The following is a 24,429-nucleotide window of genomic DNA, read 5'->3' as shown; positions in this document are numbered from 1 at the left end:
TCTTTAAAAATGTTTTATTGTATATTAAATGTAATTTTCTAGAACAAATAGTTAGTATAGTCCTCAAAAAAAACATTGTAAACGAATTTTTTTATATAAAATAGTAAATTAATGGAATAAAGTGGATCTTGGAAAAAAATGTCGAAGCACACACTATTTATTCTAGTTATTGGTATTGCAAGAAATTTCACGACGGTATGACACATGAAGAATCAGATATTCTAAAGAAATAGAGGGGTTGTGCATGAGTATATTAAAAGCTAACGACTTGAGAAAGTATTACGGTAGTGAACCAAACCTTGTCAAAGCGTTGGATGGCATAACAATGAGTGTGGAGCAAGGTGAATTTGTGGCTATCGTTGGGACTTCCGGCAGCGGTAAGTCTACGCTACTGCATATGCTCGGGGGCCTTGATAATCCTACCTCTGGCACCGTAGAAGTGAATGGGAAAGAACTGTCAAAGATGAACAGTGATCAGCTTACGATTTTTAGACGTAAAAATATCGGGTTCATTTTTCAAAATTATAATCTAATGCCGATACTTAATGTCTACGAGAATATCGTTCTGCCGATTGAACTTGATGGAAACAAGGTGGATAAGGAGTATGTGAACATCATTGTAAGGATGTTAGGACTGAAGGAGAAGCTGAATAATTTACCCAACAATTTGTCTGGGGGCCAACAACAGCGTGTAGCAATTGCAAGGGCTTTAGCGATGAAGCCCGCTATTATCCTTGCCGATGAGCCCACTGGAAATTTGGATAGTCAAACAAGTGAAGAGGTAATCAAGCTGCTGGAAATGACTAGTCACCAACTAAATCAAACAATCATTATGATTACACATAACAACGAAATTTCCTTGCGTGCTGATCGGATTCTCCGTATGGAGGATGGGAAAATCGTGGATTAGAGAGGGAAAAAATGTATAGAAATCATTCTTCATCCGTCATCCGAAAATTATTTCAGAGATACTATAAGGCAAACAAAACCAGAAATATTATATTGGCATGCGCCATCATTCTTACGACCATTCTGATTACAGCAGCTTGCAGCACATTTTACAGTTACTTGAAATTATCTAAACATCAAGAAATGAAAGAAACCGGGACAAGTGCTAATGTTATTTTGAGTCGTCCAACACAGAATCAATTAGATCTATTAAGTAAATTTGATATTTTAAAGCCTGAAATGAATATTCAAACCAAAATGGGATCACTTGTCAATAATAAGGGACAGGCTGGGATTGATATACAGATGATCAGTTCTACAAATTGGGAGGAATATAGCGGATCACTTGTAGATAATATGCAGGGTACCTATCCTGCTAAAGGCAATGAAATCATGATGTCAACATGGCTGTTGAATAGGTTGGGATACTCAAAGCCGCGGACTGGAATGGAGGTTTCATTGTCTGTTGCTATCAGTGATATTTCAAAAAACGGCGACGCAGAGGTTCAGAGCCTTCCCTTTACTCTGTCTGGATTCTATGAGGACACGGCAAATATCAATTCTGAAAACAATCGAATTGTCTTTTTTTCAGAAACATTTTTAAGAGAACATCCGCAGGAAGTGCCGAATCTTGTAGGGTTATTATTTAAAGATACCAGACATTATCACGATAAAATCGAGCAGATTCGAGCCTCCATTGATTTAGATGGAAATCAGCAGTTGATTCCTTCATATGACGGTAAATTGAATATGAATGTCAAGGATTCACTGGTTGCAGTAATAATGGTTTTGTTTTTTATGTTTGATGGATACCTTATTATTTTCAACGTTGCGTATATCTCTATTACTCGAGACGTACGATTTTATGGGCTGCTGAAAATGCTGGGAATGACTAGTGCGCAAATCAAGCAAATTGTCTATTACAGTGTTGCTAAAGTAGCCTTTTTTGCCCTGCCTGTGGGGATGCTGTTGGGATGGGGGCTTTCATTTTACGTAGTGCCACTTGCCTTATCTTCGTATGAGGGTTTCTCATCCATAGATAGGCAAGTCAACTTATGGGTGTTGCTCTTGGCCCTATTTTTCTCAGCGTTAACTCTATTTTTAAGCTATAGAGCACCTGCAAAGAAGGCAGGGAGAATTTCTCCGATTGAAGCGTCGAAACATACTGATACACAATCCGGAAAACAAAAATCAAGAGGTAGACATGGCGCGAAAATACCGTATATGTCGTTAAAAAATATACTCCGTAGTAAAAAAAGATTGCTTTTTGTTGTGTTAACGCTCTTCTTAGGCAGCACTGCACTTGTGGTGCTTTCCACATTTCTAAAATCCTTCAGTGCGGAGGAATACATCAATGCAGAGGTTAAATACGACATTGCTATGTATAACCAAATGACCAGAGCCAGTTTTAATCCAACAGAGGAGCAGCACTTTACTCCTGAGTTGTTGTCGCAAATTTCCGCAGTAAACGGGATCCGTGAACTCGAACGAACGACGGTAGTATCTATTTTCCAGCATTATTCAGATAGTACTCATGGTGAGTGGCTGCGAAATTACAATGAATTTCGTGCAGGTGTGAATGAGGAACTCAGAGATAAAAAACATTATGAGGAAGATCCTAAAACTAACTTTTGGGGTTTATTGATCGGCATTGATGATAAAAAACTGGAGGAGTATAACCGTACTGCTAAGAACCCGATTAATTTAAGCGACTTTTCCAAAGGGAAGATAGCATTGGTAACTGATATTAATGGGAATGGCATTCCAATAGGTGTACAGATACCCTTTACGGTAATTGACAACAACAAGAGCTATAAGGTGAAAATTGGCGGTCAAATGACGTTTGAACGTGATGCTATGAATAGTGGTGCTGCTCCATGGCTAATTGTGTCAAATAATGTTATCAACAAATATCATTCTGATGCTGTGATTTACTCTATTAAGATTAATGCGCAAAAAGGGAAAGAACAGGATGTGTTGAATGAGGTCAAACTCCTTACAAGCGGAGACAGCAGCATTTCACGCACCTCAAAAATTGAACAGGCAAAAGCGTTTGCTGACTTAAAGCAGTCTTTTTCCAATCTTTCTATTGTTATCATTATCATTTTAAGCAGCATCGGTGTTTTGAATTTTATTAACACTATATTAGTAAGCATTGTATCCAGAAAACAGGAGTTTGCTGTTCTAGCATCTATTGGCGCGACGAAGAAGCAGATTAAATGGCTGATCACCTTTGAAGGAATCTGGTTTGCTCTAATTGCTTTTGTTCTTACATTAATAGTGGGTAGTGGCATTAGTTATCTGGTCTTTAATATATTGCATGAATATATAGGCTATGGAGTGTTTAGATATCCGGTTACCTCTTTAATCATATATTCGGGGGTTGTCTTGTTGATCTGTTCAATAATTCCTGGTTTGTTGTACAAATCTATTTCCCGTTCAAGTGTTATTGAACAGCTAAGACAAGCAGAATAATAATGCAAGGGAGGTGGGAACTTTGAAACACAATAGTGGAAAAACTATGAAAAAGTTGGCAAAGCGCTCTCTTAAATCTAGCAAAAATTATTTTGCTATTCTGGCAATAGCCTTGGCTGCGATTATGTTCACCAGTGTATTTACTATTGCAGGGAGTTTGTTAGAGTCAATGAAAGATAACAAGATGAGAATCGCAGGGAGCAATGCTCATGGTGGATTTCATCAAATGTCTATGCCTGAGTATAAAAGAGTCTCTTCAGATTTAATGATTAAGGACATCTCCTATTCGGTTCTTATCGGTGATGCACAGGGGGCTGCCTTTTCTAAGTTACCTACAGAAGTGAGGTATGGTGAGGAAAAGTATGCAAAATGGGCGTATAGCTTACCACAGCTTGGAAACATGCCACAGCAAAAGAAAGACATAAGTGTAAGCACCTTGGTATTGGATGCGCTGGGTCTTCCCCATACATTAGGTCAATCTATTTCGTTAACCTTCAAAACAGATGAAAAAACAATAACAGATACCTTTACCGTTTGTGGAATTTGGGATGGAAATCCGCTCTCTTGGCGTCAAAATATTTGGCTTTCTCGTGAATATGCAGATTTAATAGCTCCTGTGGCAACTGAACCATGGAACAACCGTCCCAATGTGTACTCAGGCTATATCAACAGTCAATTTTGGTTTTCGAATACGTGGGATATTGAAACGAAATCTGAACAACTTGCCAGCAGAAGTGATTTTGATGGTCAAATAACTGTTAACGCTTCTTATGATATTCTAGGATCTGAACCTCAAAATATACTTCTAGGTTTCCTTGTAATCACAGTGATTTTCTTAGCTGGATATTTGTTAATCTACAATATATTCTATATTTCAATTGCACAAGAAATTAAATCTTATGGTTTATTAAAAGTCATTGGGACAACCTCAAAACAAATCAAAAGAATGGTTCGTTATAAGGCAATATATCTTGCTTGTATCGGTATTCCTTTTGGACTAGTGATAGGTTGGACGATCGGTCGTTTTCTTGTTCCGGCTATTATCGATATTTTTGGTGAAGATATGCGCGTCGTAACAAGTGTACACCCGCTTATTTTTGCTATTGCCGCTATATTCAGCCTCTGCACAGTGTTATTAAGTTGCTTAGGGCCAGCAAAGGTTGCATCAAGGGTTTCTCCAATAGAAGCTCTAAGTTATGTTGAAGGAAAACAGGCGGGAGAACTAAGAAGAAAAAAGAAAAAAGCTCAACCAATAACATCCGTTCGTCTAGCAATGGCTAATTTAAAGAGGAACCCCCGAAAAGTGATCATCGTCACGCTTTCTTTTACACTTAGTTTGGTTATTCTTAATAGTACTTATGGTCTTGTGCATTCTTTTGATTTTAATAAGTTCATTGAGTTTCAGTCTGTTTCGGACTTTACGGTTGCTGATACTTCGATCATAAATAATTCGCCTCCATTTGATACTTCCGGTGTAAGCAATGAGTTCATAAAACAAGTAGAGTCATTGGACGGGCTTGAAAATAGCGGTAATGTTTATGTACTCCCTTTAACACAAAATTTAAGTGATCAGGCAATGTCTGCGCTGAAAAGAGAAGTCGGATTGATGAATGAAAAGGACCAAGAGGAATTTCTGAGTTCTCAGGAAATGGTGAAACGGAGATCAATAGTGAATACATTTGGTTTCAGTGAGTGGCCGGCACAGATGATTCAAGTAAAGGAAGGAGCTTTGGATCAAAAACGCTGGGAGAACGGAGAGGGAATCTATGTTACTAACTGTAAGAAATTCCTAGATGGTACAAGCAGCATTTATCATCCGGGAGATAAAGTTAAAGTGAGTTTTGGAAACGGAAAGGAAAAGGAATATGAAGTGCTTGCCATTGTTGATTTTCCGGGAGCTATTCACTCAGTGGCATATTATGATATAGGATTAGAGTATTTGTTGCCTTCGGATGAACTGCTTGCCCATGCAGATTCTATGCTGCCAATGTATACAATCTTTAACGTAGATGATGAACATTTAACTCAGACAGAAAAATGGCTGGAGGACTATTGCTTACATACGGATACCGGATTGGATTTCTATTCGAAGAATACTTCTAGAGAAACCTTTCGTAGTTTAATCTTTATGTATGAGGTGGTAGGAGGTGCATTTTGTATTCTGCTAGGTGTTATTGGGATTCTGAATTTCATAAATTCCATGCAAACTTCTATTTTAACCAGAAAACGAGAAATTGCCATGCTGCAATCAATAGCCATGACGGATAAGCAGGTAAAAGAAATGCTTATCTTTGAGGGCGGCGGGTATGCCTTCCTAGGGCTGATGTTTTCGATTGTGCTAGGAAGCTTGGCAAATACTACCCTAGTACCCGCAATGGGAGCAGAACTTGATTATTTTACTTGGACTTTTACATTAACCCCTATTTTTCTTAGTATAATCCCCTTCATGCTGATCTCTATTGTGGTACCCGTTTTGTGTTACCACAGCATATCTAAGAAGACTATTATTGAAAGATTACGGAGCGAGGTTTTTTGATAAAGAGCCGCATAGTTAACCCTAAAGGAAAGTTCAAAAGGGCATCACCTATATAGGGTGGTGTCCTTTTAATTTTTGATGGGTAGCATTCCCATTTATATGTGCAAAGGTTGGTTATGACCTACAACTAGCCCAACAGTGGTCTGTAGTCGTACAGCTACCTCGACTAAGGTCCAGTACGAAAAACCGTCGTTGGTCTGTTTTGAAAGTCTGCGATTTACCCTAGAATAAGGCTATAAGGTTAAGGACAACGAAAGGCGGTGAGAAAAAATGCAAAGAAGACAAGGAAACGGATTAGCGGTTGTACTGATTGTGATTGGTGCGGTTATGCTGCTCGGCATTGCGCTTCCTCTGATCCACGGAATGTTCAGATTACTTTTCCCGGTATTGCTGGTTGTTCTCGGGTACTACGGGATTAAGAGCGGACGCAAGATTATCGGTTGGGTGCTGATGTTCATTGGTGTGATGTCCCTGATCGCGAAGCTTTCCTGGATCATTGGACCACTTCTAGGAGTGGCGTTGATCGTCTGGGGCGTATCAGCATTAAAGGGCAGAAGTAACAAGGGTACTTATTAAGAAGCAATGTACTTAAACAAGAAGCAGGGAGGGAGCAGGAGATCATGAGTGTTTTTCGTCGCATGAGGGATATTACTGTAGCTAATCTAAACGAACGTCTGGAGCAAAGCCAAGATCCCGTGAAACTAATTGATCAATTTCTACATTCAACCCGTGAGGAAATCAGTGAAGCTGAAAGGCTGTACCAGCAATATGCTTCCCACACGAAGCAATTGCAGCAGCAAGTGAACCAAGCAACTGCCATGAGAAACAAACGTGAAGAGCAGGCGTTGTTGGCACTTAAAGCAGGCGAGGATCATCTCGCGAAGCTGGCTTTACAAGAAAAGATCATTCACGAGGAAAAACTGGAGCAATATAGCGGGCTGCTAGAACAGAGCAAGCAATCCTTGTTTGAACTTGAAGCACAGCTGAATGAGCTGAAAATAGAGTATCAAACGGTGTACAGCAAACGTCAGTATTATTCGGCACGAATGGAGTCGCTGCGATTGCAGCAACGGATGAATCAAAGAGCCAGTGCTTATGGCAACGGTGGTGATGTTCCCAAAATGTTCGGTCGTCTGGAAGATCAGATGTCGGATTGGGAATTAGAAGCAAAGAGCTTGCGTGATTTGCGGCGCATGGGACAGGAATATGCGGTGCAAGCGGGTGAGACCGTAGCGACCGTACTCGAAAGAGAAATGGCTCGCCTAAAGGAGAAACTGAACAATGGTGGAAAGGAGTAGCGCTATGAGTCGATTGTATCGTTCAACAAGAGATAAAGTGATGACGGGTCTTGCAGGTGGATTATCTGAGACACTCGGTATTGATTCCACGTTATTCCGGATTCTATTACTGGTCAGCATTCCGTTTACAGGTGGTGCGGTGATTCCGGTATACTTCATTGCAGCAATGGTCATTCCTAAGGAACCGACGCATTATAATCCATTTGGACCAGGGCCTGGGGCACCGGGTGGCCCATACGGTGGACCCTACTCAGGCAGACCGGAACATGGACACGGACCACAAGCTACTGGCGGATATGGACCTTATGGACGCCAGCCAAATTACAATCCTAATTTTGAGAAGAACAACGCTTATTCCGCACCGGACTCCGGTTTGGATGCGATGATGAAGGATATTGAGAAGAAGGCTTTGCAAAAAGAAGTAGAAGAACTCAAACAAAAACTGTCTAAATATGAGAAAGGGGAATTGTAAATCATGGGAGTATTTCAAAGAATTAAAGATATGACAAAAGCGTCGGTAAATGACTTGTTGGATAAGGTAGAGGACCCAATCGTAATGCTTAACCAATATCTGCGCGATATGGAGGCTGAAATTCACGAAGCAGAAGTAACAGTTGCTAAACAAATGGCGAACGAACGCCGTATGAAGCAACGTGTGGAAGAAGCAGCAAAAATGTCTGCACAACGTGGATCACAAGCTGAACTGGCACTGAAAAATGGCCAAGAAGAAGTAACTCGCAAGCTGTTGGAAGAAAAAATCTACTTTGACCAAAAGCAAGTGGAATACAGTGATCTTCACGCACAAGCTGAAGTACACGCTAAGGAATTAGTGCAACAACTGCATGACATGAAGGATGAGTTCTACAAGCTGCGCAACAAACGTAATGAGCTTGTATCCCGTGCTCAAATGGCTAAAGCTAAAAAACAAATGTCGCAAATCAGCAGCGTACATTCCATTGAAAGTGGCAGTGCATCACTCGGATTCCACCGGATGGAAGAGAAAATTATGCAGCTTGAGGCTGAAGCAGATGTAATGCGTGCACCTTACAGCCCATCCGCTGCTTATAGCAAACCCGTTGATGTTGAGAAGCAACTGAAAGTGGATGAGCAATTGGCGCTACTGAAAAACAAGCTGAATGATACACCCGCGGCTCCTTCTCTAAACAAAAAAGAACAATAAATCCTGTTCCTAAAACTTGGACGGATATGATATGCTGGACAAGAAGAAGCCATACGGTATGGATCTCCATACCGATATGGCTTTTATAGCGGCTAGCTATAATATTTAACGGTGATAATATTCCTCATCATAGTGACGGATATCTAACCGATAGTATAAAATGAGTTTTGCTTCGCAAAACTTTTAGGAGGTGCGAAATGGATAAACGAAACCGTTTGATTGCCATCGGACTGATTGCTGTTGGCTGCATGATGATTTTTGGTAGATGGCTCGGCTTTTTCTCCATTGTCGCGCTTCTGTTCCTGCTGCTGGGAGTCTACCGTACGACATCAGGCAAAGTAAAGCAGGGCTATAAACTGCTCGGGATAGGTGCTGTATTGCTTTTGCTGGACCATTTGGTGCTCGTGCTGGGGATTTGTTTAATCTCACTTGGGATGTTTTTTACCAAATCCAAAAGAGTACAGCGTAAGGAAGGGTTTATGCAGAAGCAGAACTTTTCATCCAGATTTGACTGGGACCGCTCACCTTGGGTGATGCACAGCCTTAGCTCTTGGCATGTACTGGGTGAGGCCGATGTGGATCTTTCATTAGCTATGGCGGATCATAAGGAAACGGTCATGCTGTTTCAAGGGATTTTTGGCGATATGGACATTAACCTGTCCGATGATTACGGCGTGGAAATTGAAGCTTTTGTGCTCTTTGGGTCCATTGAATTCGGCAACCAGCGAGATACAGGGATGTTGAACCGTCTGAATTGGAAATCAGCTAATTATGACAGCAGTGAATACAAAGTGAAATTTAGTGTTTCTTATTTAATGGGAGATCTAGATGTACGATTATCCTGAAAAGCTTGATAGAGAAGGGAGAGTCCCCCGCATGGAAAAAAAGAACAAAAACATGATATCACGCAGCATGGGTGAGGGGGCTCTGTTCTCTTTGGTCATGCTGCTTGTGATAATGTATGTCATGTATACATATGGCTATTTGAAGCCTTTTGAAAGCTGGAAATTTGGCGTGCGGACAGCCGTCACTCTAATTCTTCTGCCTATGGGCTTTGGGATTGGTTATGGCTTTTATCAGAGCTTTCGTGTGAAGCGGCAGTTGGAACGTCTTAGGCAGACCCTCGTATTATGGGAAAAGGGGAATTTGACGCTGTCCATGCCGGATCTAGGTGATGATGAGCTGGGAAGGCTCGGAGAACAGCTTGGCCGGATTAGCGGCAAATGGGAGAATCAAGTGACGACGCTGCAGCGGTTGTCCACGAATAACGCGAAGCTTGCGGAGCAGGCGCGGGTATCTGCTATTATGGAGGAACGGCAGCGGCTTGCGCGTGAACTGCACGACGCTGTTTCCCAGCAGCTATTTGCAATCTCCATGACTGCCACGGCGGTGGGCCGGACCTTGGAGAAAGATTTCGATAAAGCCCAGCGGCAAATTGCGCTTATAGAAGAAATGTCTGCCGTTGCCCAATCGGAGATGAGGGCATTGCTGCTGCATTTGAGACCTGTTTATTTGGAAGGAAAGGGCCTCGAACAAGGTCTGCAGGAATTGATCAAGGAGCTTAAGATCAAGGTTCCAATCGAAATTGTATTTGAAATGGACCCTGATGTGCAGCTGTTAAAAGGGGTAGAGAATCACTTGTTCCGTATCGTCCAAGAGGCGATTTCTAATACACTTCGTCATGCGAAGGCAGAAAAAATGGAAATCCGGCTGCATAGACGGGGAGATACAGTTCGCTTGACGTTGCGTGATGATGGGATCGGCTTTGAGATGGACGACACCAAACAAGCTTCCTATGGTTTGTCGAACATGCAGGAGCGGATTAATGAAATCGGAGGCTCCATTCAGTTCATTACCGCTCCGGGTAAAGGGATGCGTATTGAGATTACCGTTCCGTTAGTCAATGAATAATAGGAGGAAAGAGTAACCATGGAGATGGAGGAAGCGATTAAAGTACTACTCGTAGATGATCATGAAATGGTACGGATCGGACTAGCAGCGGTTTTAGGTACCGAGGATGGAATTGAGGTCGTAGGTGAAGCTGGAAGTGGAGAAGAAGGCATTCGGCTGGCTCAGGAGTACAATCCCGATGTGGTCTTAATGGATCTCGTAATGGATGGGATGGATGGCATAGAAACGACTAAACAGCTGATGAAGCAGTACCCAGAGATCAAAGTTATTGTTCTTACAAGCTATTTGGACGATGAAAAGATGTATCCTGTTATTGAAGCGGGCGCTTTTAGTTACCTGCTGAAGACTTCGCGGGCTAGTGAAGTGGCGGATGCGATCCGCGCTGCGGCAAGAGGACAGTCCGTGCTTGAGTCACAGGTGGCCTCTAAAATGATGAACCGTTTTAGAAACAATGCAAAAGGAGAATCACCTGCTTATAAAGAGCTTACGGAGCGCGAGATGGAAGTATTACGTCTGTTGGCGCAAGGTAAATCCAATCAGGATATTGCCGATCAACTAATTATTGGAATCAAAACTGTGAAATTTCATGTGACGAATATTCTCGCGAAGCTGGGCGTGGAAGACCGGACCCAAGCAGCAATTTATGCATATAAAAATGGACTAGCTGAATAACAATAAAGGACTGAAGCCTCTGCTTCAGTCCTTTTTATTGTACAAGAAAGTGTGTTTTGGGGCTCCCGCAAAGTACTTGAGTACGCATCGAAGTATAAACCCTCACTTGGTGGGGATATTTCAGGTATAGAATCTCCTAATTCGAACATACTGTCTAGTAGATTGCTAGAGAGGTTCGAAGGGAGAATGACATATGCGGAAGATGAAGCTGAACAACGGAACAAAAAAAAGGACTTTTTTTATAATGATAATCGTGTGCTGCGCTGCGGCTCTGCTAGTTAATCTGCAAAGTGTTAAAGCGAATTCAACCGTTCTTGATGAGGGCGTTAACCAAGCTTCAACAGGAGCCGAACTGAATCATGCTCTTGTGAGCTTAATTGATCTCGGAAAAGAAACAACCGTTTCTGATTCACCGCTGCGTTTAGTGTTAAAGTGGCAGGGAGAAAGCAGCAATTACGCGGATCTGTCTGCCGAAGTTGCTAAGCTAAGCACAAGTCTCGGATTGAATGTACCGTCAGGTACTGAGGAAGATGGACATATGACGTATCGTACAGAAGCTGTAAAACCATATGAATCGCGGCTCTCCTTATTTTGGAGTGAGCTTAGCGAAGGCAACAGTTATGTGATTGTAACGTTAGAAGCGGCTGATCTGCAAAATGAAGCCAGCTTTCAAGCGGCTGCTCGTGAAGTAAGTATGATTCTTGAACAGAATAAAATTAAGGCGGAATGGAATGTATCCCTTCAAGGAAGCGCGCAAGAACAGGGAGCACCTGAAAAAGTTCTAGCACAGACGGAGTCATTGATGCATGACCGGTTTGAAGCTGTGACCGGAGGAGAAAGCTACAAGGATATCTCAACGGTTAGCCGTACGTATTCGATTCCTAATTTGAATCGCTTCGTGATGAGTGGAAATCAGTCAGTTTCTGCCCAAATCGCAGTGCATCATGAAGATCAGAAGGGGACAAACCGCGTAACTATAGGCTTTCCTTTAATAACCATCGAATATTGACATTTTTCTCTTATATAAGCGCAGATATAGTTAATAATAAGAAATATTAATTGAAATTTGCGAAATCCCGAGAGTATTTGTCAGGAATGTGATAGCATCCTTTTTAGGAATATGCTAAAATGACATAACGTCGTTATTCACCTTATGTTAGTACCGACGCTGAGCATGTCAATAAACTATATTACATACAGAAAGATGAGGAGCCATGGCTGAAAATCAAACCCTTGATGCACTGCACACACCCGGTGCTGTCTTTTTTATCTTTGGGGCAACCGGAGACTTAGCCCGGCGTAAGCTTTTCCCGGCGATTTACAGCTTGTACCGTGAAGGTAAGCTGGCACAAGATTTTGCGGTAATTGGCGTGGCGCGGCGCCCGCGTACTCAGGAAGAATTTAGAAGTGATGTGAAGGAATCCATCCTTGAATTCTGCCGTTACAAAGCGGGAGAAGAAAGCGAATGGAATGAGTTTGTTCAGCATTTCGAATACAAATCTCTGGACATTAACAATATTGATGGTTTCCGCGAGTTAAGAGCACAAACTGAAGTTCTTGAAGAGAAATTCAGTATTCCGGGCAATCGGATGTTCTATCTTGCGCTGGCGCCTGAATTGTTCGGCAGTGTCTCCTTCAATCTTAAAGCTGGCGGGATGCTGGATAGTACGGGTTGGAATCGCCTCGTAATTGAGAAGCCTTTTGGTTATAATCTGGAGTCGGCTGAACAGCTGAACGAACAGATTCGTCAGGTCTTCAAAGAAGAGGAAATTTACCGGATTGACCACTATCTTGGTAAAGAAATGGTACAGAATATCGAAGTGATTCGTTTTGCTAATGCTTTTTTCGAACCGCTCTGGAATAATAAACATATTGCCAATATTCAAATTACACTTGGCGAAACCGTAGGTGTAGAAGAACGCGGTGGTTACTATGACCATGCGGGAGCCTTACGGGACATGGGCCAGAATCATATACTGCAACTGCTGACTATGATTGCTATGGAACCACCAAGCCGTCTGCTCGCAGAAGATATTCGGGATGAGAAAGTGAAGGTACTTCGTTCCCTTCGTCCTTATGCGACATCTGATGAGGTGCGTGAGAATGTCGTAAGAGCACAATATATTCAAGGCTTACACCAAGGCAAAACCCTTCCTGCTTACCGTCAGGAAGATAAGGTTGACCCTGAGTCGAATACAGAGACGTATTTTGCTGCCCGTGTATTTGTAGATAACTTCCGCTGGGCTGGAGTTCCTTTCTACATCCGTACAGGTAAACGTCTCCCAGTGAAGACGACGGAAGTGGTAGTTGAGTTCAAAGGTATGCCAACCAACGTTTATTTGGGACAAAAGCATAAACTTGAGCCTAACCTCCTTGTAATCCGTGTGAACCCAATGGAAGGCATTTATGTAAAGATTAATGCCAAGAAACCAGGTTCAGAGTCTGAGATTCAACCGCTGGCTATGGACTTCTGTCAGAGCTGCCTGGTTGGAATCAATTCTCCGGAAGCATATGAGCGCTTGTTACATGATGCCGCACGCGGCGATTCCACTTATTTCACTCGTTGGGATGAGGTATCCTCGGCATGGTCATTCGTGGATCGTATTGCGAAAGCATGGAGCGAAGAGTCTAGCGACTTATCTTCTTATCCTGCTGGCTCTTGGGGTCCAGTGGAAGCAGATGAACTGCTTGCTAAAGAAGGTTTCCATTGGTGGCCTGTAAACGGCCAAGATGAAGATAATGTGGTTTGGCTGAAGAATAACTAAACCTTGAGTTAATGCTATCTCCCTGCAGAGGATGCAGGGAGATTTTTTGTAATGCTAAGATCTAAAAGATCGGACTTCAGGCGGTATTTAGGGGATCTGGGCACTGTTCTAATAACTGCACTTTGTACAATTAAAATCGCTTATCTCGTTGTGATTAGTTTTTTAGATGTATTTTCTGCAACTATAATCACCGGATAAGGCGGAAAAGCGTGCACAACTTATTTTTAATTGCATCAAATGCAACTAAAGGCTAATGAAAATGCTAATACTTCAAGTAAGTGTAGGAAATACATCTATTTTCTTGAGCGATGATATGTGGGGATCATAATCCAGACCATTTGGGAGATATTTTGCGGCACGCGCTTTTTAGTAGATAATGTCTGCCGGATTTTGATATACTTTAGAGGATGCTTTCACTTGAAGCGGACTGGAGCTAGACCTAAGAGCTATTCATTCAGAAATGAAGGGGTATGAACAATGAGCAGAGCACCGATTTGATGAACCCCAGTGTAATTGAAGCAGAAGCAGGAATTTTATATATGAAGGGATATGCGTAATGAACAAAGCAATAGATCAGAAGCTGCAAAAGGAAGTGGATAGACGCAGAACCTTTGCGATCATTTCCCACCCGGATGCGGGTAAAACAACTTTAACGGAGAAACTGCTGTTATTCGGTGGCGCGATCCGTCTGGCGGGAACGGTTAAGGCCCGTAAAGCGAATAAACATGCGACGAGTGACTGGATGGAAATTGAGAAGCAGCGGGGGATTTCTGTAACGTCTTCCGTGATGCAGTTTGATTATTTGAATCATCGCGTGAACATTTTGGATACACCGGGTCACCAAGACTTCAGTGAGGACACCTACCGTACCCTAACTGCAGCGGATAGTGCGGTCATGCTTATTGACGTGGCAAAAGGTGTGGAAGCCCAAACCACTAAACTGTTTCAAGTATGTGCTAAACGGGGCATTCCGATCTTTACCTTTATTAACAAGCTGGACCGTGAAGGACGTAGCCCGTTTGATCTGATGGAAGAGCTGGAGCAGGTTCTTGGTATTCGTTCTGTGCCAATGAACTGGCCGATCGGTAGCGGACGTGAGCTATGCGGCGTGTATGACCGGATGAAAAATCAGGTAGAGCTGTTCCAAGGTGACGATCATTCCGTAATCAAGGTTCAAAAGGTTGACGGATACCGTGATCCAATCATTCGTGAAATGGCTGGAGAGTATCTGCATGATCAACTGTGTCAGGATCTGGAGCTGCTGGATGTAGCAGGCGATGCTTTTGACTATGAAAAAGTATTAAGTGGTGAACTCACACCTGTGTTCTTTGGCAGTGCGATCAACAATTTTGGCGTACAGACTTTCCTCGATAATTTCTTGGATCTGGCACCGAAGCCTGAACCACGCCGCAGTACTATAGGGGTAGTAGAACCAACGAATGAGAAATTCACTGGTTATGTGTTCAAAATTCAAGCGAACATGAACCCGGCTCACCGTGACCGGATTGCTTTCCTGCGTATTGTGTCCGGGAAATTCGAACGGGGTATGAGCGTGAAGCATGTACGTGCCGGTAAAGATATCAAGCTGGCGCAACCACAGCAATTTTTGGCGCAAGACCGCGATATCGTAGAGGAAGCTTATCCGGGAGATATCATCGGTCTGTTTGATCCAGGTATTTTTAGAATTGGTGATACCTTGAGCCAAGCAGGAGATATGGAATTCGATGAGCTGCCAACGTTCTCACCAGAGATTTTTGCTAAAGTGAGTATAAAAAATGCATTGAAATCAAAGCAGTTCCAGAAGGGTGTCGATCAGCTGACTGAAGAGGGCATGATCCAGGTGTTCCGCACGGTCAACTTTGACGATATTTTGCTTGGTGTAGTTGGACAACTGCAGTTTGAAGTGTTTGAGTACCGCATGAAGGGTGAATATGGTGTGGATGTTCAGTTGCAGAGAATGCCATACCAGTTTGCACGTTGGATTGTAGATGATACTAAGCCGGATGCGAGCAAATTCAGAATCAACTCAACGTTGGTGACGGATAAGAAGGGCAATTTTGTCGTGTTGTTCGAGAACGAATATGCTATGCGGACAGCGATGGATAAGAACCCGACAGCTAAATTCCTGGAAATGGCTCCAAAAGCATTACTATAATTAGGACGCTATAACTTTCTGAATGTAATAATAAAACCTCCGCCTCCATAGGTGAAGTTACACCATGGTGAGCGGAGGTTTTTGACTAGTTGCGGTCAGTTTACGATGTGATATCCCCAGGGGTAATAGTCTCCAGGTGATCATGTAGCATGGTAACCAACCTATCTTGCTTAGCGGGATCTAAATCCTTCCAGATCATTTCGAACACGGCGCCAAGTCCCGGGAGTGCTGCCTCCGGACCATCCACAGAGCCTTCAATCATATGACGTAAATCCTCTTCAGATTGACCGTGCACTTTATGAATAATCGCCTGGCGCAAGTCAATGGTAACGGGCATAATGTACCTCCTTTTTTGAAAATATAGTGATATTGACCTCGTTATAATGTGCCCTGCAAAGGTGCTGGAAATTCAAGTTTTTGTCCAAATATAAGATAGTATAAGTTTGACACATATATATCATCCTTATATTCCTACGAGAAACGGTTGTCATCCATAAGGACGGCAATGACGTTTCTTCTTGGCTTATGCTATACTGTTTGAGATATAGAATGCTACGGGAGGTACATAGACATGGCCAAAAAACAATATGCCGTCATCGGTATGGGGCGTTTCGGATCTAGTGTTGCTAAGGCGCTCAGCGGCATGGGGTTTGATGTACTTGCGATTGATGCTGACGAGCAGCGAACACAGGAAATTTCAAGTATTGTAACTCATGCCGTATCTGCAGATTCCACGGATGAGGAGGCGCTGCGTGCCCTTGGTATTCGCAATTTTGATGTGGTGGTTGTAGCCATTGGCGAGGACATACAAGCTAGCATCCTGACAACACTTATCCTAAAAGACCTGGGTGTGCCTGCAATTCTGGCAAAAGCCAAAGGTGAACTGCACGGCAAAGTATTAAGCAAAATTGGTGCGGACAAGGTGATTTATCCTGAACGGGATATGGGAATGCGGGTTGCGCATCATCTTGCTTCGCCTAATATATTGGATTATATTGAGCTGTCGCCGGACTACAGTATTCTGGATATGAAGGTATCCGGACCGATGCTCGGAAAAAATCTACAGGAGCTCGACATCCGCGCAAGATTTGGCTGCAACGTAATGGCCATTCGCCAAGGTGAAGAAATGAACATCTCTCCCCGTGCAGAGGATCGCCTGATCGATGGCGATATCCTTGTTATTGTTGGGCATAAGGATAATTTGACGAAGCTGGAGATGGCGTATCAGTAGGAACAAAGAATAAATGGCAAGGCAGAAGAAAGGAAGACTTTATGGAAATCATGTCTCCGCAAAATACGCGGGTTAAAGAGTGGGCCGGGTTACAGGAGAAAAAGCATCGTGACAAGGCTCGTAAATATATCGTAGAGGGCGTTCATCTGGTTCAAGAAGCACTGCTGGCTGAAGCAGATGTGGAATGCCTAGCTTATGACCTCGACAAAGGAATGCCTGCTGAACTTAAGGGGCTGCTTCAGGCCGTTCAGGGAATGGAAGTGATTGGCGTTTCGGCGGCGATCATCTCAAAATGCAGCAGCACCAATACGCCGCAGCCGGTGTTCGCCATCGTGCGGAAGGAACAGCAGGCTGTAGAAGCTATCCTAGCGAAGAAGGATAGCCTTGTGGTTGTGCTGGACGGCGTGCAGGATCCCGGCAATGTTGGCACCATCATCCGCAGTGCGGATGCAGCGGGAGCAGACGGAGTGATCCTCGGACAAGGCTGTGCCGACCTCTATAATCCGAAGACCATCCGGTCCACGATGGGCTCGATGTTCCATCTTCCGGTGGTGGAGGGAGAGTTAAGTGAGATTTTGCCACAGGCCCGGGAAAATGGGGCGCTGCTGGTGAGCACTTCGCTGCAGGGCGAAGAATCGTGCTATGAGCACAATTTCCACGGCAGCCAGTGGCTGCTGATCGGCAGCGAAGGCAAAGGCATCTCGCCGGAAACGGCGCGACTCGTGGACAAGAGTATCATCATCCCGATGGCAGGCCGCGCGGAATCGCTGAACGCCGCAATGGCGGCGACGATTTTGCTGTTTGAGGGAATGAGACAGCGGGGATAAATTATCACCGTTTGTAACGTAGTTTTCTCACACTAAATCCAGTCCTGATGATCAAGATAATCTTGATCATCAGGACTTTTTTATAATCCTGCAACAGTATTGGCTGCATATTGGCCTGGTCATTTCCATTCTCAATACTTATACATTCTTTAGAAATTACTGTTTTCCGAATATTCATCTGTCATTCTTTTTTACGACAAATATATACGAATGTTGGAGGGAAAGTGTAAGGCACAAATTCAATTTTCTCAATAAGTAGTTGTTTAGCCCATCTTTTTTTCATGTGCAGCGAGTGCTGATATGCAACTAAAATTCCGCCTGGTTTAAGTGACTTAACAATCTGATGTAGGATTTTGTCACGCATTTCAATTGAAAAATTAAAAAATGGTAATCCGCAAATTATGCAATCTAACTCACGGATGCCTTCCTGGTTCAATTTCTTGAGTAAGTAGCTGGCGTTGGAATGGAAAATGCATTCCGGATAAATTGCTTTTAAGTGTTCTCTCATTTTTTTATTCCGCTCAAACAAAAGCACTTTTGTAGAATTCGTTAATTGTGATGTCATGAGATGTGTAATAGCACCTGTACCAGCTCCAAGTTCTGCAACGGCATTTACATTATGCCATTGTACAGACTGGACTATTTTATTGGCTAATAATTGCGAACTGGGTAGAATATTTCCTACCCGCTTTGGATCTTTGAGGAAGCCTTGTAAGAAAAGTAAGTATTCAGACATAATCAATTAGCAATCCTCTCCGAAAGGCAATCTCAGTTGGAATGTGAAGACGTCATGAGTGTGTTTAAGCGTTAAAGTACCCTTGTGCAACTCAGCAATATTCCTAGCTATCGAAAGACCAAGTCCTGCTCCGGTTTGAATTCCCTGGCTTTTTCTTGAGTGGTCAACCTTATAAAATCGGTCAAATAGACGGTTTTCTTGATCCTGTGAGAGGGGAGTTCCTTTATTTTCAATCTCAATGGTACAGTGTACAGAATCAGTTGTAATTCGTATGCTAATGCTTCCCGGGCTGATGGAATATTTTAAGGCGTTCATAAGTAGATTATCTATGGCTCTGGCTATTTTCTCACTGTCGATTAAGGTGATGATTGGACTCTTATCTATATCTTTTATAAGATGCACATTGTTTTCTTGAGCGATTGGTTCGAATTCGAACAATAATTGATTCAAAAGCTGTGACAAATCGATTCTCTCCAGATTTAAACGGGAGTCCACCGAATTAAGTCGGGTATATTCAAACAAATCATCGAGGAGTTTCTTCAAATGAAGCGCCTTGTTATAGGTGTTTTGAATAAAACGTGTGTATTCTTTTTTATCTTGGTACGATTCTGTACGTAAAAGCTCAATATACCCGATAATACTTGTAAGAGGGGTACGTAAGTCGTGTGAAATCCCCGTGATCATCTCCATCTTGGATTTTTCTATTTCGCGTTCCTTGATGATCTGTTGCTCTAAGCGCTCTGCCATCCGGTTGATGTTCAAAGCCACCAGTCCTAGTTCATCTTGGCGCACAACATTTACCCGATAACTCAAATTACCTTCGGATATAATCTGAAGTCCTTGTTCCAGCGCAATTAAATCTTTGACGATTCGCCGGGTCAATGTAAAAAAAGTAATAACGAAAATAATGAAAAACATCGGAGTAAGAAGGTAGGCAAGAAAATTGAACACCCAATCCAATTTTGTTGCATTTCCAAAATGAAAGAACAAGATGCTAAGTGAGGTATTTATCGCAATGGTAATTATGAAACTCAACACCATCCTGATTAAGATATTGGATTGAATGCGTTTATTTATTTGTAGATTTCGTATGATTTTAATCAACTTTGTAACCAACTCCCCAGACTGTCTTAATATACAGAGGTTCTCTTGGATTTTCCTCTAATTTTTCTCTTAAGTTACGAATATGAACCATTACGGTATTGTCAGAATATCCGTAAGGCTCTTTCCATACACTCTCGTAAATTTGCTCCGAACTATAAACTTGCCCAGGCCGGCTTGCAAGCAGGGTTAAAATCGCAAACTCTAGTGGAGTTAATGAAACTTCAATTCCATTTAACTTTACGGAATGTTTATTTTTATCTATGATCAGGTTTTTAATTATAAGCAGAGAGTTGAATTCTTCCTTTCCAATTAAGGACTGACGCCGTAACTGAGCTTTTACACGGGCCAGTAGTTCCAGTGGATTAAACGGTTTGATCATGTAATCGTCTGCCCCGGTAGTTAGACCCGTGATTTTATCAATGTCCTCTTGCTTGGCTGAGAGCATAATAATTGGGATATTTGATATTTCCCTAATTTTGAGACAGGCTGTGATACCGTCCATTTGAGGCATCATGACATCCAGGATAACCAGTTGAATGGATGTTGTTTGTATTGTACTCAACGCCTCTTGACCATCTGCAGCTTCAAGCACTTGGTAACCTTCATTTCTTAAGTAAACATGAATCACATCTCGAATTTCAGAATCATCATCTGCAACAAGAATTGTATTCAATGGAAGCTGCCCCTCTTCTATAGTTATTTTATTATGTTTCCCTTTTACGACAGACGTAGACGAAAGCGGGAGGGAAATTAAATGGCACATATTTTATTGTATCAATATTAAAATATTCGGAGAGTTGCTTCTTCATTTGAAGTGAATACTGAAAGGCAATAAATAATCCCTCAGGTTTAAGGGATTGGTAGATCTGTTCAACCAATGTATTTCTTAATTCGGGCTCAAAATTGAAAAAGGGCAGCCCACTAAAAATACAATCCAACTGATGAATATGTGAACTTTTAATTGTTTCTACTAAACTAGCAGCATTATGATAACAGGAAAAGTCCGGATAGCTTGTCTTCAGGTTATGCCTCATGGTTTTATCCATCTCAAATAGTAACACTTTCGTTGTACTAGTTACCTTAGTATTGATTACACGGGTGATTGCACCTGTACCTGATCCAAGTTCAGCGACTGCTTTAACTTCATGCCAAGGGGCTTGGTTAACCATGCTGTGTGCCAGAAACCGGGAACTCGGGGTAACACTGCCTACCTGTTTTGGATCATGAATAAAACTTCTTAAAAATAAGAGTTTTTCATTGAAGCTCATTCGGAATTCCTCCATAATTTTAGAATTGATTTAGATGTTTATTAATTTTGATAGGATGTGATCTCCAAAGTACGTTCCTACAAAAAAGAACAGTAAGGTCCAACTTAAAGCACTGGGATATGAAATAAGGGCAAATCGTTTATAGCTTGTACCGCTGAGCCCGATCAACATGGGAATGATGTAACGTACAACTGGAATAAACATGCCGATATACATAGCTGTACACCCACGTTTTTTTAGAATCTGCTCTGCTTTTTTAAAATGTCTGTTAGCTTCAAATTTGCACTTCAGCTTTTGCCCAAAGAATTTACCTGCAAAGTAGGCAACCGTAAAGGCCGTTAATAGCCCTGATAAAATGCAGAAATAAGTCATCCAGGAATTGATAATCCCCATGTGGCTTAGGGTAGCTCCAGTGAGGATTGTAATTTCATTAGGGATTGGAATTCCAAAAGGGCCTAACGTGAAAGCAAGATAAAAAATCAGATATCCATACTGATTGATTAGCTCTAAGACGGTATTACTGGCCAATATGCCACCTCCTTCGCTTACTTCAATACAGAAATCTTAACTAAAAAAACTGAGGAATTAGGTGGGGGAATTCTAAAGAAATCCTGAAGAGACTTAAAATTCGATAGGATTGGCCAAGTCGCTTATTTATAGGGGGCTAAATTATGATAGAAGAAGGGATCCGTTTCTGCCTTGCAATTTGAAATGTCGTTGATATCAAGGAATCAGTCCCACAGTCACAATAAAAAAGTCCTGAGGATCAAGAAACTCTTGATCCATCAGGACTTTTTACATAATGACCTACCCTTTCATCATCAAACGAAGCGAAACGATGATGAGAAAAACGGCTAATAGCTTTAAAAGCAGCTTGGCAGGAAGGCGTTTTGCCAGGCGTGCGCCAATTTGACCGCCGATAATTGCGCCAGGTGCTAGGGCTAACACCATAAACCATTCAACATTCAATAAAAAGGCATGTGTTGTGGTGCTTACGATAGCTGACAGGAAAATTTGAAGCATAGAAGTTGCAACAGCGATATGGGGGGCAAAGCCGAGAAGTAAGGTCATTGTCGGAACCATAAGACTCCCGCCGCCAATCCCAAATAGGCTTGCTACAAAGCCAACAAGAAAACTGATGATTATGCCGGTAGGCATATGATAAGCATATTCGAAATGAGCACCGCTATTATCGGAAAAGCTTCGCTTCACGGTTGGTTTGAAAGGCCAATGGATGGGTTTATTCGGCTTGAACAAGAGCAATAAAGCGACAAGGATTAAGAAAATACCGAAGCTTACGAAAAACATTCTCCCGCCCATTTGCTTGGTAAAGAGTGCACCTATTACTGAACCCGGAATCGAAACGGCGGCAAAGGTGAGCGCTGCTTGATAATCGATTCTCTTCTGCTTTGCGTACACATACGTACTTGAGATGGAGTTGAAAAGCAGCATCGCCATTGATGTTCCAGCCAGATGTGAAGGCTCCATATCAGGAAAAAGGAAAGCCAACGCAGGCACAACGATGAACCCGCCGCCAAGTCCGACCAATGAACCGGAAATGCCAGCTGCTAGCCCGATGACTAAGAGCAGTAAGTAAGTTAGCACAACAGCATGTTCCTTCCTTTACGTGAATTCTACAATCATTTATCTTACCAGAAAAAACGTCCCGCAAATAAATTGTTTTTTAGCCAATTGCGCTGTTCTGCTGCTAAACGGGGATCATTGTCCATTTGGGACAGGATATCTTTTTTTACAAGTTTGCAGACGGATTGAACAATAGTTTGATCCTGGCTAGCATCTAACCAGAGAATTTCCGCAGACCGGGGATTAGGGGTGTATCGTTGCCAAGCAGGTTGTCCCTCAGCATTAGGATTACCGGTATATAGGAAATGCCGTAAATAGTCCCTCATTAGGGAAGAGAGCATGTTACGCCCAGGCTCGTTATGCTCGGAAATTACATCCGCAGGAAATCTTTCCTGGACACCGGAAAAGTCACCTGTATAGAAGGGGATGTCTGCACCATGCGGGGCACCCATAAGAAAACGGATATAAGGATCGATCACTCCGTCTCTTAACCCCCAGGCGAAGCGGTAAGCATAGATGGGCATCTCCGGAATTGCACTTAATAATATCTCTGTAGTCTGCTCTACATTAAATTCTGCATACAGATCGCTCCCATATTGGACTGCAGCTTCATAGAGCTTCTTTTCTTCCAGATTTCCGGCTAACTCTTCCTTTTGCACTAGGGAGAAGAAATGAGTATCCCATAAAGTGAACTCGGAGAATTCGCTGGCAGTGCTGCCAAGGATGATCGGCAGGGAAGGGTGATCGCGGTTATTTAGATTGTCGAAGCCACCAATAGGAATGACCGTGCCATCTTCGATCAAATGGGGAAAAGCAGCCATCTGAAGCCCCGTCTCACGAATGATTTCGACAAAGTGAAAGGCATTCTGACGATATAGGAAGGCGGAAATCTTATCCGCAGATTGTGTGGAAATCCATACTCTTGCCTCATCTTGAGTGCTGACCATTCCTGTTTTTATTAATAACTCTGTTAAAATGTCATCTGCTTTTTCTTCGCTTTGCTCCGTAACAGCCGTTGTTAAACCTCCGCTCATAATAAAAAGCTTATGAAAGAGCCCTCTGCCCAGCGGTGAAAGGTAAGCAGCTAATGCATTTCTTGCACCTGCAGACTGGCCCCCTAATGTTATGTTCCCTGGATTTCCCCCAAAGCAAATAATGTTATTGTGCAGCCACTTTAGCGCATGAAGAACATCGAGGAGACCGTAATTTCCTGAGTCATCCAAGGGGTCCCCGGTTCGGAGTGAGGGATGCCGGAAAAATCCCATTGCTCCTAAACGGTAGTTCACTGTAACCACTATACTATTTGTCTTACACGCCAATTCTCCACCTTGAAAATCCCGTCCCGAACCCCCAATATTTCCGCCGCCGTGGAGGAAGACGAATACGGGTAAGCTTGCCTCGGCATGATCCGGTCGCCAAATATTCAAAAAGAGGCAATCTTCACTGCCGCCAGGTTCCCCTTGAATGAATTGGACACTGCTATTATTAAAATGGCATGCAGGCAATACACCTGTCCAAGGTTCTATCTCACGCGGTGCTTTCCATCTGAGCTTATCTATGGGAGGTTCCGCATAAGGAATCCCTAACCATGCGATCGCCCCAAGTGCTGGCAGACGTATGCCCTTAAGCTGACCACTAGAGACTGTAATAATTTCTTCCATGGGTTCTCGTGTGCTCATTTATAGTTCCCCTTTCTCCTGCAGATTCTTATGTATTTTTAATTCTCTTTATTATAGTGT

23 protein-coding genes are annotated in these 24,429 nt (G+C 42.7%); 15 read left to right on the top strand and 8 right to left on the bottom strand.

The window, feature by feature from the left end; genetic code table 11:
• The first annotated feature begins 244 nt into the window (after positions 1-244).
• From MHH89_RS17950 to MHH89_RS17890, 13 genes are all read left to right on the top strand, one after another.
• Complete coding sequence (locus MHH89_RS17950) at positions 245-910, top strand: ABC transporter ATP-binding protein (protein WP_341087765.1); 666 nt, start codon at positions 245-247, stop codon at positions 908-910.
• Positions 911-921: 11 nt separating this feature from the next.
• The gene (locus tag MHH89_RS17945; RefSeq protein WP_339244957.1) at positions 922-3,423 is read left to right on the top strand and encodes an ABC transporter permease; all 2,502 of its coding nucleotides are present in this window, start codon (positions 922-924) and stop codon (positions 3,421-3,423) included.
• Between the two features lie 22 nt (positions 3,424-3,445).
• Positions 3,446-5,959 carry an ABC transporter permease gene (locus tag MHH89_RS17940; RefSeq protein ID WP_341087763.1) on the top strand — a complete coding sequence of 838 codons (2,514 nt, stop codon included), beginning with the start codon at positions 3,446-3,448 and terminating at the stop codon, positions 5,957-5,959.
• Between the two features lie 270 nt (positions 5,960-6,229).
• On the top strand, positions 6,230-6,535 hold the full coding sequence (locus MHH89_RS17935; RefSeq protein WP_076130307.1) for a LiaF transmembrane domain-containing protein: 306 nt from the start codon (positions 6,230-6,232) through the stop codon (positions 6,533-6,535).
• Positions 6,536-6,579: 44 nt separating this feature from the next.
• Positions 6,580-7,257, top strand: a complete 678-nt coding sequence (locus MHH89_RS17930) for a PspA/IM30 family protein (RefSeq protein WP_036685541.1) — start codon at positions 6,580-6,582, stop codon at positions 7,255-7,257.
• A 4-nt stretch (positions 7,258-7,261) separates the two neighbouring features.
• Positions 7,262-7,729 (top strand): PspC domain-containing protein, encoded by a 468-nt coding sequence (locus MHH89_RS17925; RefSeq protein ID WP_036685653.1) that lies wholly within the window; start codon positions 7,262-7,264, stop codon positions 7,727-7,729.
• Positions 7,730-7,732: 3 nt separating this feature from the next.
• Positions 7,733-8,437, top strand: a complete 705-nt coding sequence (locus MHH89_RS17920) for a PspA/IM30 family protein (protein WP_036685540.1) — start codon at positions 7,733-7,735, stop codon at positions 8,435-8,437.
• Between the two features lie 197 nt (positions 8,438-8,634).
• Positions 8,635-9,282: a cell wall-active antibiotics response protein LiaF gene (liaF, locus tag MHH89_RS17915; protein ID WP_036685537.1), complete on the top strand. Its 648-nt coding sequence runs from the start codon at positions 8,635-8,637 to the stop codon at positions 9,280-9,282.
• A gap of 31 nt (positions 9,283-9,313) precedes the next feature.
• Positions 9,314-10,348 (top strand): sensor histidine kinase, encoded by a 1,035-nt coding sequence (locus MHH89_RS17910; RefSeq protein ID WP_076130326.1) that lies wholly within the window; start codon positions 9,314-9,316, stop codon positions 10,346-10,348.
• An 18-nt stretch (positions 10,349-10,366) separates the two neighbouring features.
• Entirely contained in the window at positions 10,367-11,020 is a 654-nt protein-coding gene (locus MHH89_RS17905; protein ID WP_036685532.1) for a response regulator, read from the top strand.
• Between the two features lie 193 nt (positions 11,021-11,213).
• Positions 11,214-12,029, top strand: a complete 816-nt coding sequence (locus tag MHH89_RS17900) for a YwmB family TATA-box binding protein (RefSeq protein ID WP_280753757.1) — start codon at positions 11,214-11,216, stop codon at positions 12,027-12,029.
• Positions 12,030-12,234: 205 nt separating this feature from the next.
• The gene (gene zwf / locus MHH89_RS17895; RefSeq protein WP_036685526.1) at positions 12,235-13,785 is read left to right on the top strand and encodes a glucose-6-phosphate dehydrogenase; all 1,551 of its coding nucleotides are present in this window, start codon (positions 12,235-12,237) and stop codon (positions 13,783-13,785) included.
• A gap of 556 nt (positions 13,786-14,341) precedes the next feature.
• Positions 14,342-15,940, top strand: coding sequence for a peptide chain release factor 3 (locus tag MHH89_RS17890; RefSeq protein ID WP_076130309.1), 1,599 nt, complete (start codon positions 14,342-14,344; stop codon positions 15,938-15,940).
• A 100-nt stretch (positions 15,941-16,040) separates the two neighbouring features.
• On the opposite strand, the gene MHH89_RS17885 is transcribed toward MHH89_RS17890, so the two are convergent.
• Entirely contained in the window at positions 16,041-16,277 is a 237-nt protein-coding gene (locus MHH89_RS17885; protein ID WP_076130310.1) for a small acid-soluble spore protein SspI, read from the bottom strand.
• A 234-nt stretch (positions 16,278-16,511) separates the two neighbouring features.
• On the opposite strand from MHH89_RS17885, the gene MHH89_RS17880 reads away from it, so the two are divergent.
• The gene (locus MHH89_RS17880) at positions 16,512-17,171 is read left to right on the top strand and encodes a potassium channel family protein (protein WP_036685517.1); all 660 of its coding nucleotides are present in this window, start codon (positions 16,512-16,514) and stop codon (positions 17,169-17,171) included.
• 41 nt (positions 17,172-17,212) lie between these two features.
• Positions 17,213-17,998 carry a TrmH family RNA methyltransferase gene (locus MHH89_RS17875; protein WP_076280285.1) on the top strand — a complete coding sequence of 262 codons (786 nt, stop codon included), beginning with the start codon at positions 17,213-17,215 and terminating at the stop codon, positions 17,996-17,998.
• A 181-nt stretch (positions 17,999-18,179) separates the two neighbouring features.
• Here the strand turns inward: MHH89_RS17875 and MHH89_RS17870 are convergent, their stop codons facing one another.
• From MHH89_RS17870 to MHH89_RS17840, 7 genes are all read right to left on the bottom strand, one after another.
• Complete coding sequence (locus tag MHH89_RS17870) at positions 18,180-18,734, bottom strand: class I SAM-dependent methyltransferase (protein WP_081383349.1); 555 nt, start codon at positions 18,732-18,734, stop codon at positions 18,180-18,182.
• 6 nt (positions 18,735-18,740) lie between these two features.
• Entirely contained in the window at positions 18,741-19,775 is a 1,035-nt protein-coding gene (locus MHH89_RS17865; protein WP_341004322.1) for a sensor histidine kinase, read from the bottom strand.
• 55 nt (positions 19,776-19,830) lie between these two features.
• Positions 19,831-20,511 (bottom strand): response regulator transcription factor, encoded by a 681-nt coding sequence (locus MHH89_RS17860; RefSeq protein ID WP_036685458.1) that lies wholly within the window; start codon positions 20,509-20,511, stop codon positions 19,831-19,833.
• Positions 20,512-20,542: 31 nt separating this feature from the next.
• The gene (locus MHH89_RS17855) at positions 20,543-21,106 is read right to left on the bottom strand and encodes a class I SAM-dependent methyltransferase (protein ID WP_076144587.1); all 564 of its coding nucleotides are present in this window, start codon (positions 21,104-21,106) and stop codon (positions 20,543-20,545) included.
• Between the two features lie 30 nt (positions 21,107-21,136).
• Entirely contained in the window at positions 21,137-21,634 is a 498-nt protein-coding gene (locus MHH89_RS17850) for a DedA family protein (RefSeq protein WP_076281974.1), read from the bottom strand.
• A gap of 279 nt (positions 21,635-21,913) precedes the next feature.
• Positions 21,914-22,711 carry a sulfite exporter TauE/SafE family protein gene (locus MHH89_RS17845; protein WP_076098819.1) on the bottom strand — a complete coding sequence of 266 codons (798 nt, stop codon included), beginning with the start codon at positions 22,709-22,711 and terminating at the stop codon, positions 21,914-21,916.
• Positions 22,712-22,755: 44 nt separating this feature from the next.
• Positions 22,756-24,369, bottom strand: coding sequence for a carboxylesterase family protein (locus MHH89_RS17840; RefSeq protein WP_341087758.1), 1,614 nt, complete (start codon positions 24,367-24,369; stop codon positions 22,756-22,758).
• Positions 24,370-24,429: the final 60 nt, after the last annotated feature.

This window comes from Paenibacillus sp. FSL H7-0323 (genome assembly GCF_038002725.1).
In the GTDB taxonomy this organism is placed as follows: domain Bacteria; phylum Bacillota; class Bacilli; order Paenibacillales; family Paenibacillaceae; genus Paenibacillus_AQ; species Paenibacillus_AQ odorifer.
Note: the sequence above shows the minus strand (reverse complement) of the source record. Positions and strands in the feature narration are given on the sequence as shown.

Coding starts and splice junctions, on each gene's coding strand:
- MHH89_RS17950 (WP_341087765.1), top strand. CDS start 245: ATGAGTATATTAAAAGCTAACGACTTGAGAAAGTATTACGGTAGTGAA.
- MHH89_RS17945 (WP_339244957.1), top strand. CDS start 922: ATGTATAGAAATCATTCTTCATCCGTCATCCGAAAATTATTTCAGAGA.
- MHH89_RS17935 (WP_076130307.1), top strand. CDS start 6,230: ATGCAAAGAAGACAAGGAAACGGATTAGCGGTTGTACTGATTGTGATT.
- MHH89_RS17930 (WP_036685541.1), top strand. CDS start 6,580: ATGAGTGTTTTTCGTCGCATGAGGGATATTACTGTAGCTAATCTAAAC.
- MHH89_RS17925 (WP_036685653.1), top strand. CDS start 7,262: ATGAGTCGATTGTATCGTTCAACAAGAGATAAAGTGATGACGGGTCTT.
- MHH89_RS17920 (WP_036685540.1), top strand. CDS start 7,733: ATGGGAGTATTTCAAAGAATTAAAGATATGACAAAAGCGTCGGTAAAT.
- liaF (WP_036685537.1), top strand. CDS start 8,635: ATGGATAAACGAAACCGTTTGATTGCCATCGGACTGATTGCTGTTGGC.
- MHH89_RS17910 (WP_076130326.1), top strand. CDS start 9,314: ATGGAAAAAAAGAACAAAAACATGATATCACGCAGCATGGGTGAGGGG.
- MHH89_RS17905 (WP_036685532.1), top strand. CDS start 10,367: ATGGAGATGGAGGAAGCGATTAAAGTACTACTCGTAGATGATCATGAA.
- MHH89_RS17900 (WP_280753757.1), top strand. CDS start 11,214: ATGCGGAAGATGAAGCTGAACAACGGAACAAAAAAAAGGACTTTTTTT.
- zwf (WP_036685526.1), top strand. CDS start 12,235: ATGGCTGAAAATCAAACCCTTGATGCACTGCACACACCCGGTGCTGTC.
- MHH89_RS17890 (WP_076130309.1), top strand. CDS start 14,342: ATGAACAAAGCAATAGATCAGAAGCTGCAAAAGGAAGTGGATAGACGC.
- MHH89_RS17885 (WP_076130310.1), bottom strand. CDS start 16,277: ATGCCCGTTACCATTGACTTGCGCCAGGCGATTATTCATAAAGTGCAC.
- MHH89_RS17880 (WP_036685517.1), top strand. CDS start 16,512: ATGGCCAAAAAACAATATGCCGTCATCGGTATGGGGCGTTTCGGATCT.
- MHH89_RS17875 (WP_076280285.1), top strand. CDS start 17,213: ATGGAAATCATGTCTCCGCAAAATACGCGGGTTAAAGAGTGGGCCGGG.
- MHH89_RS17870 (WP_081383349.1), bottom strand. CDS start 18,734: ATGTCTGAATACTTACTTTTCTTACAAGGCTTCCTCAAAGATCCAAAG.
- MHH89_RS17865 (WP_341004322.1), bottom strand. CDS start 19,775: ATGGTGTTGAGTTTCATAATTACCATTGCGATAAATACCTCACTTAGC.
- MHH89_RS17855 (WP_076144587.1), bottom strand. CDS start 21,106: ATGAGCTTCAATGAAAAACTCTTATTTTTAAGAAGTTTTATTCATGAT.
- MHH89_RS17840 (WP_341087758.1), bottom strand. CDS start 24,369: ATGAGCACACGAGAACCCATGGAAGAAATTATTACAGTCTCTAGTGGT.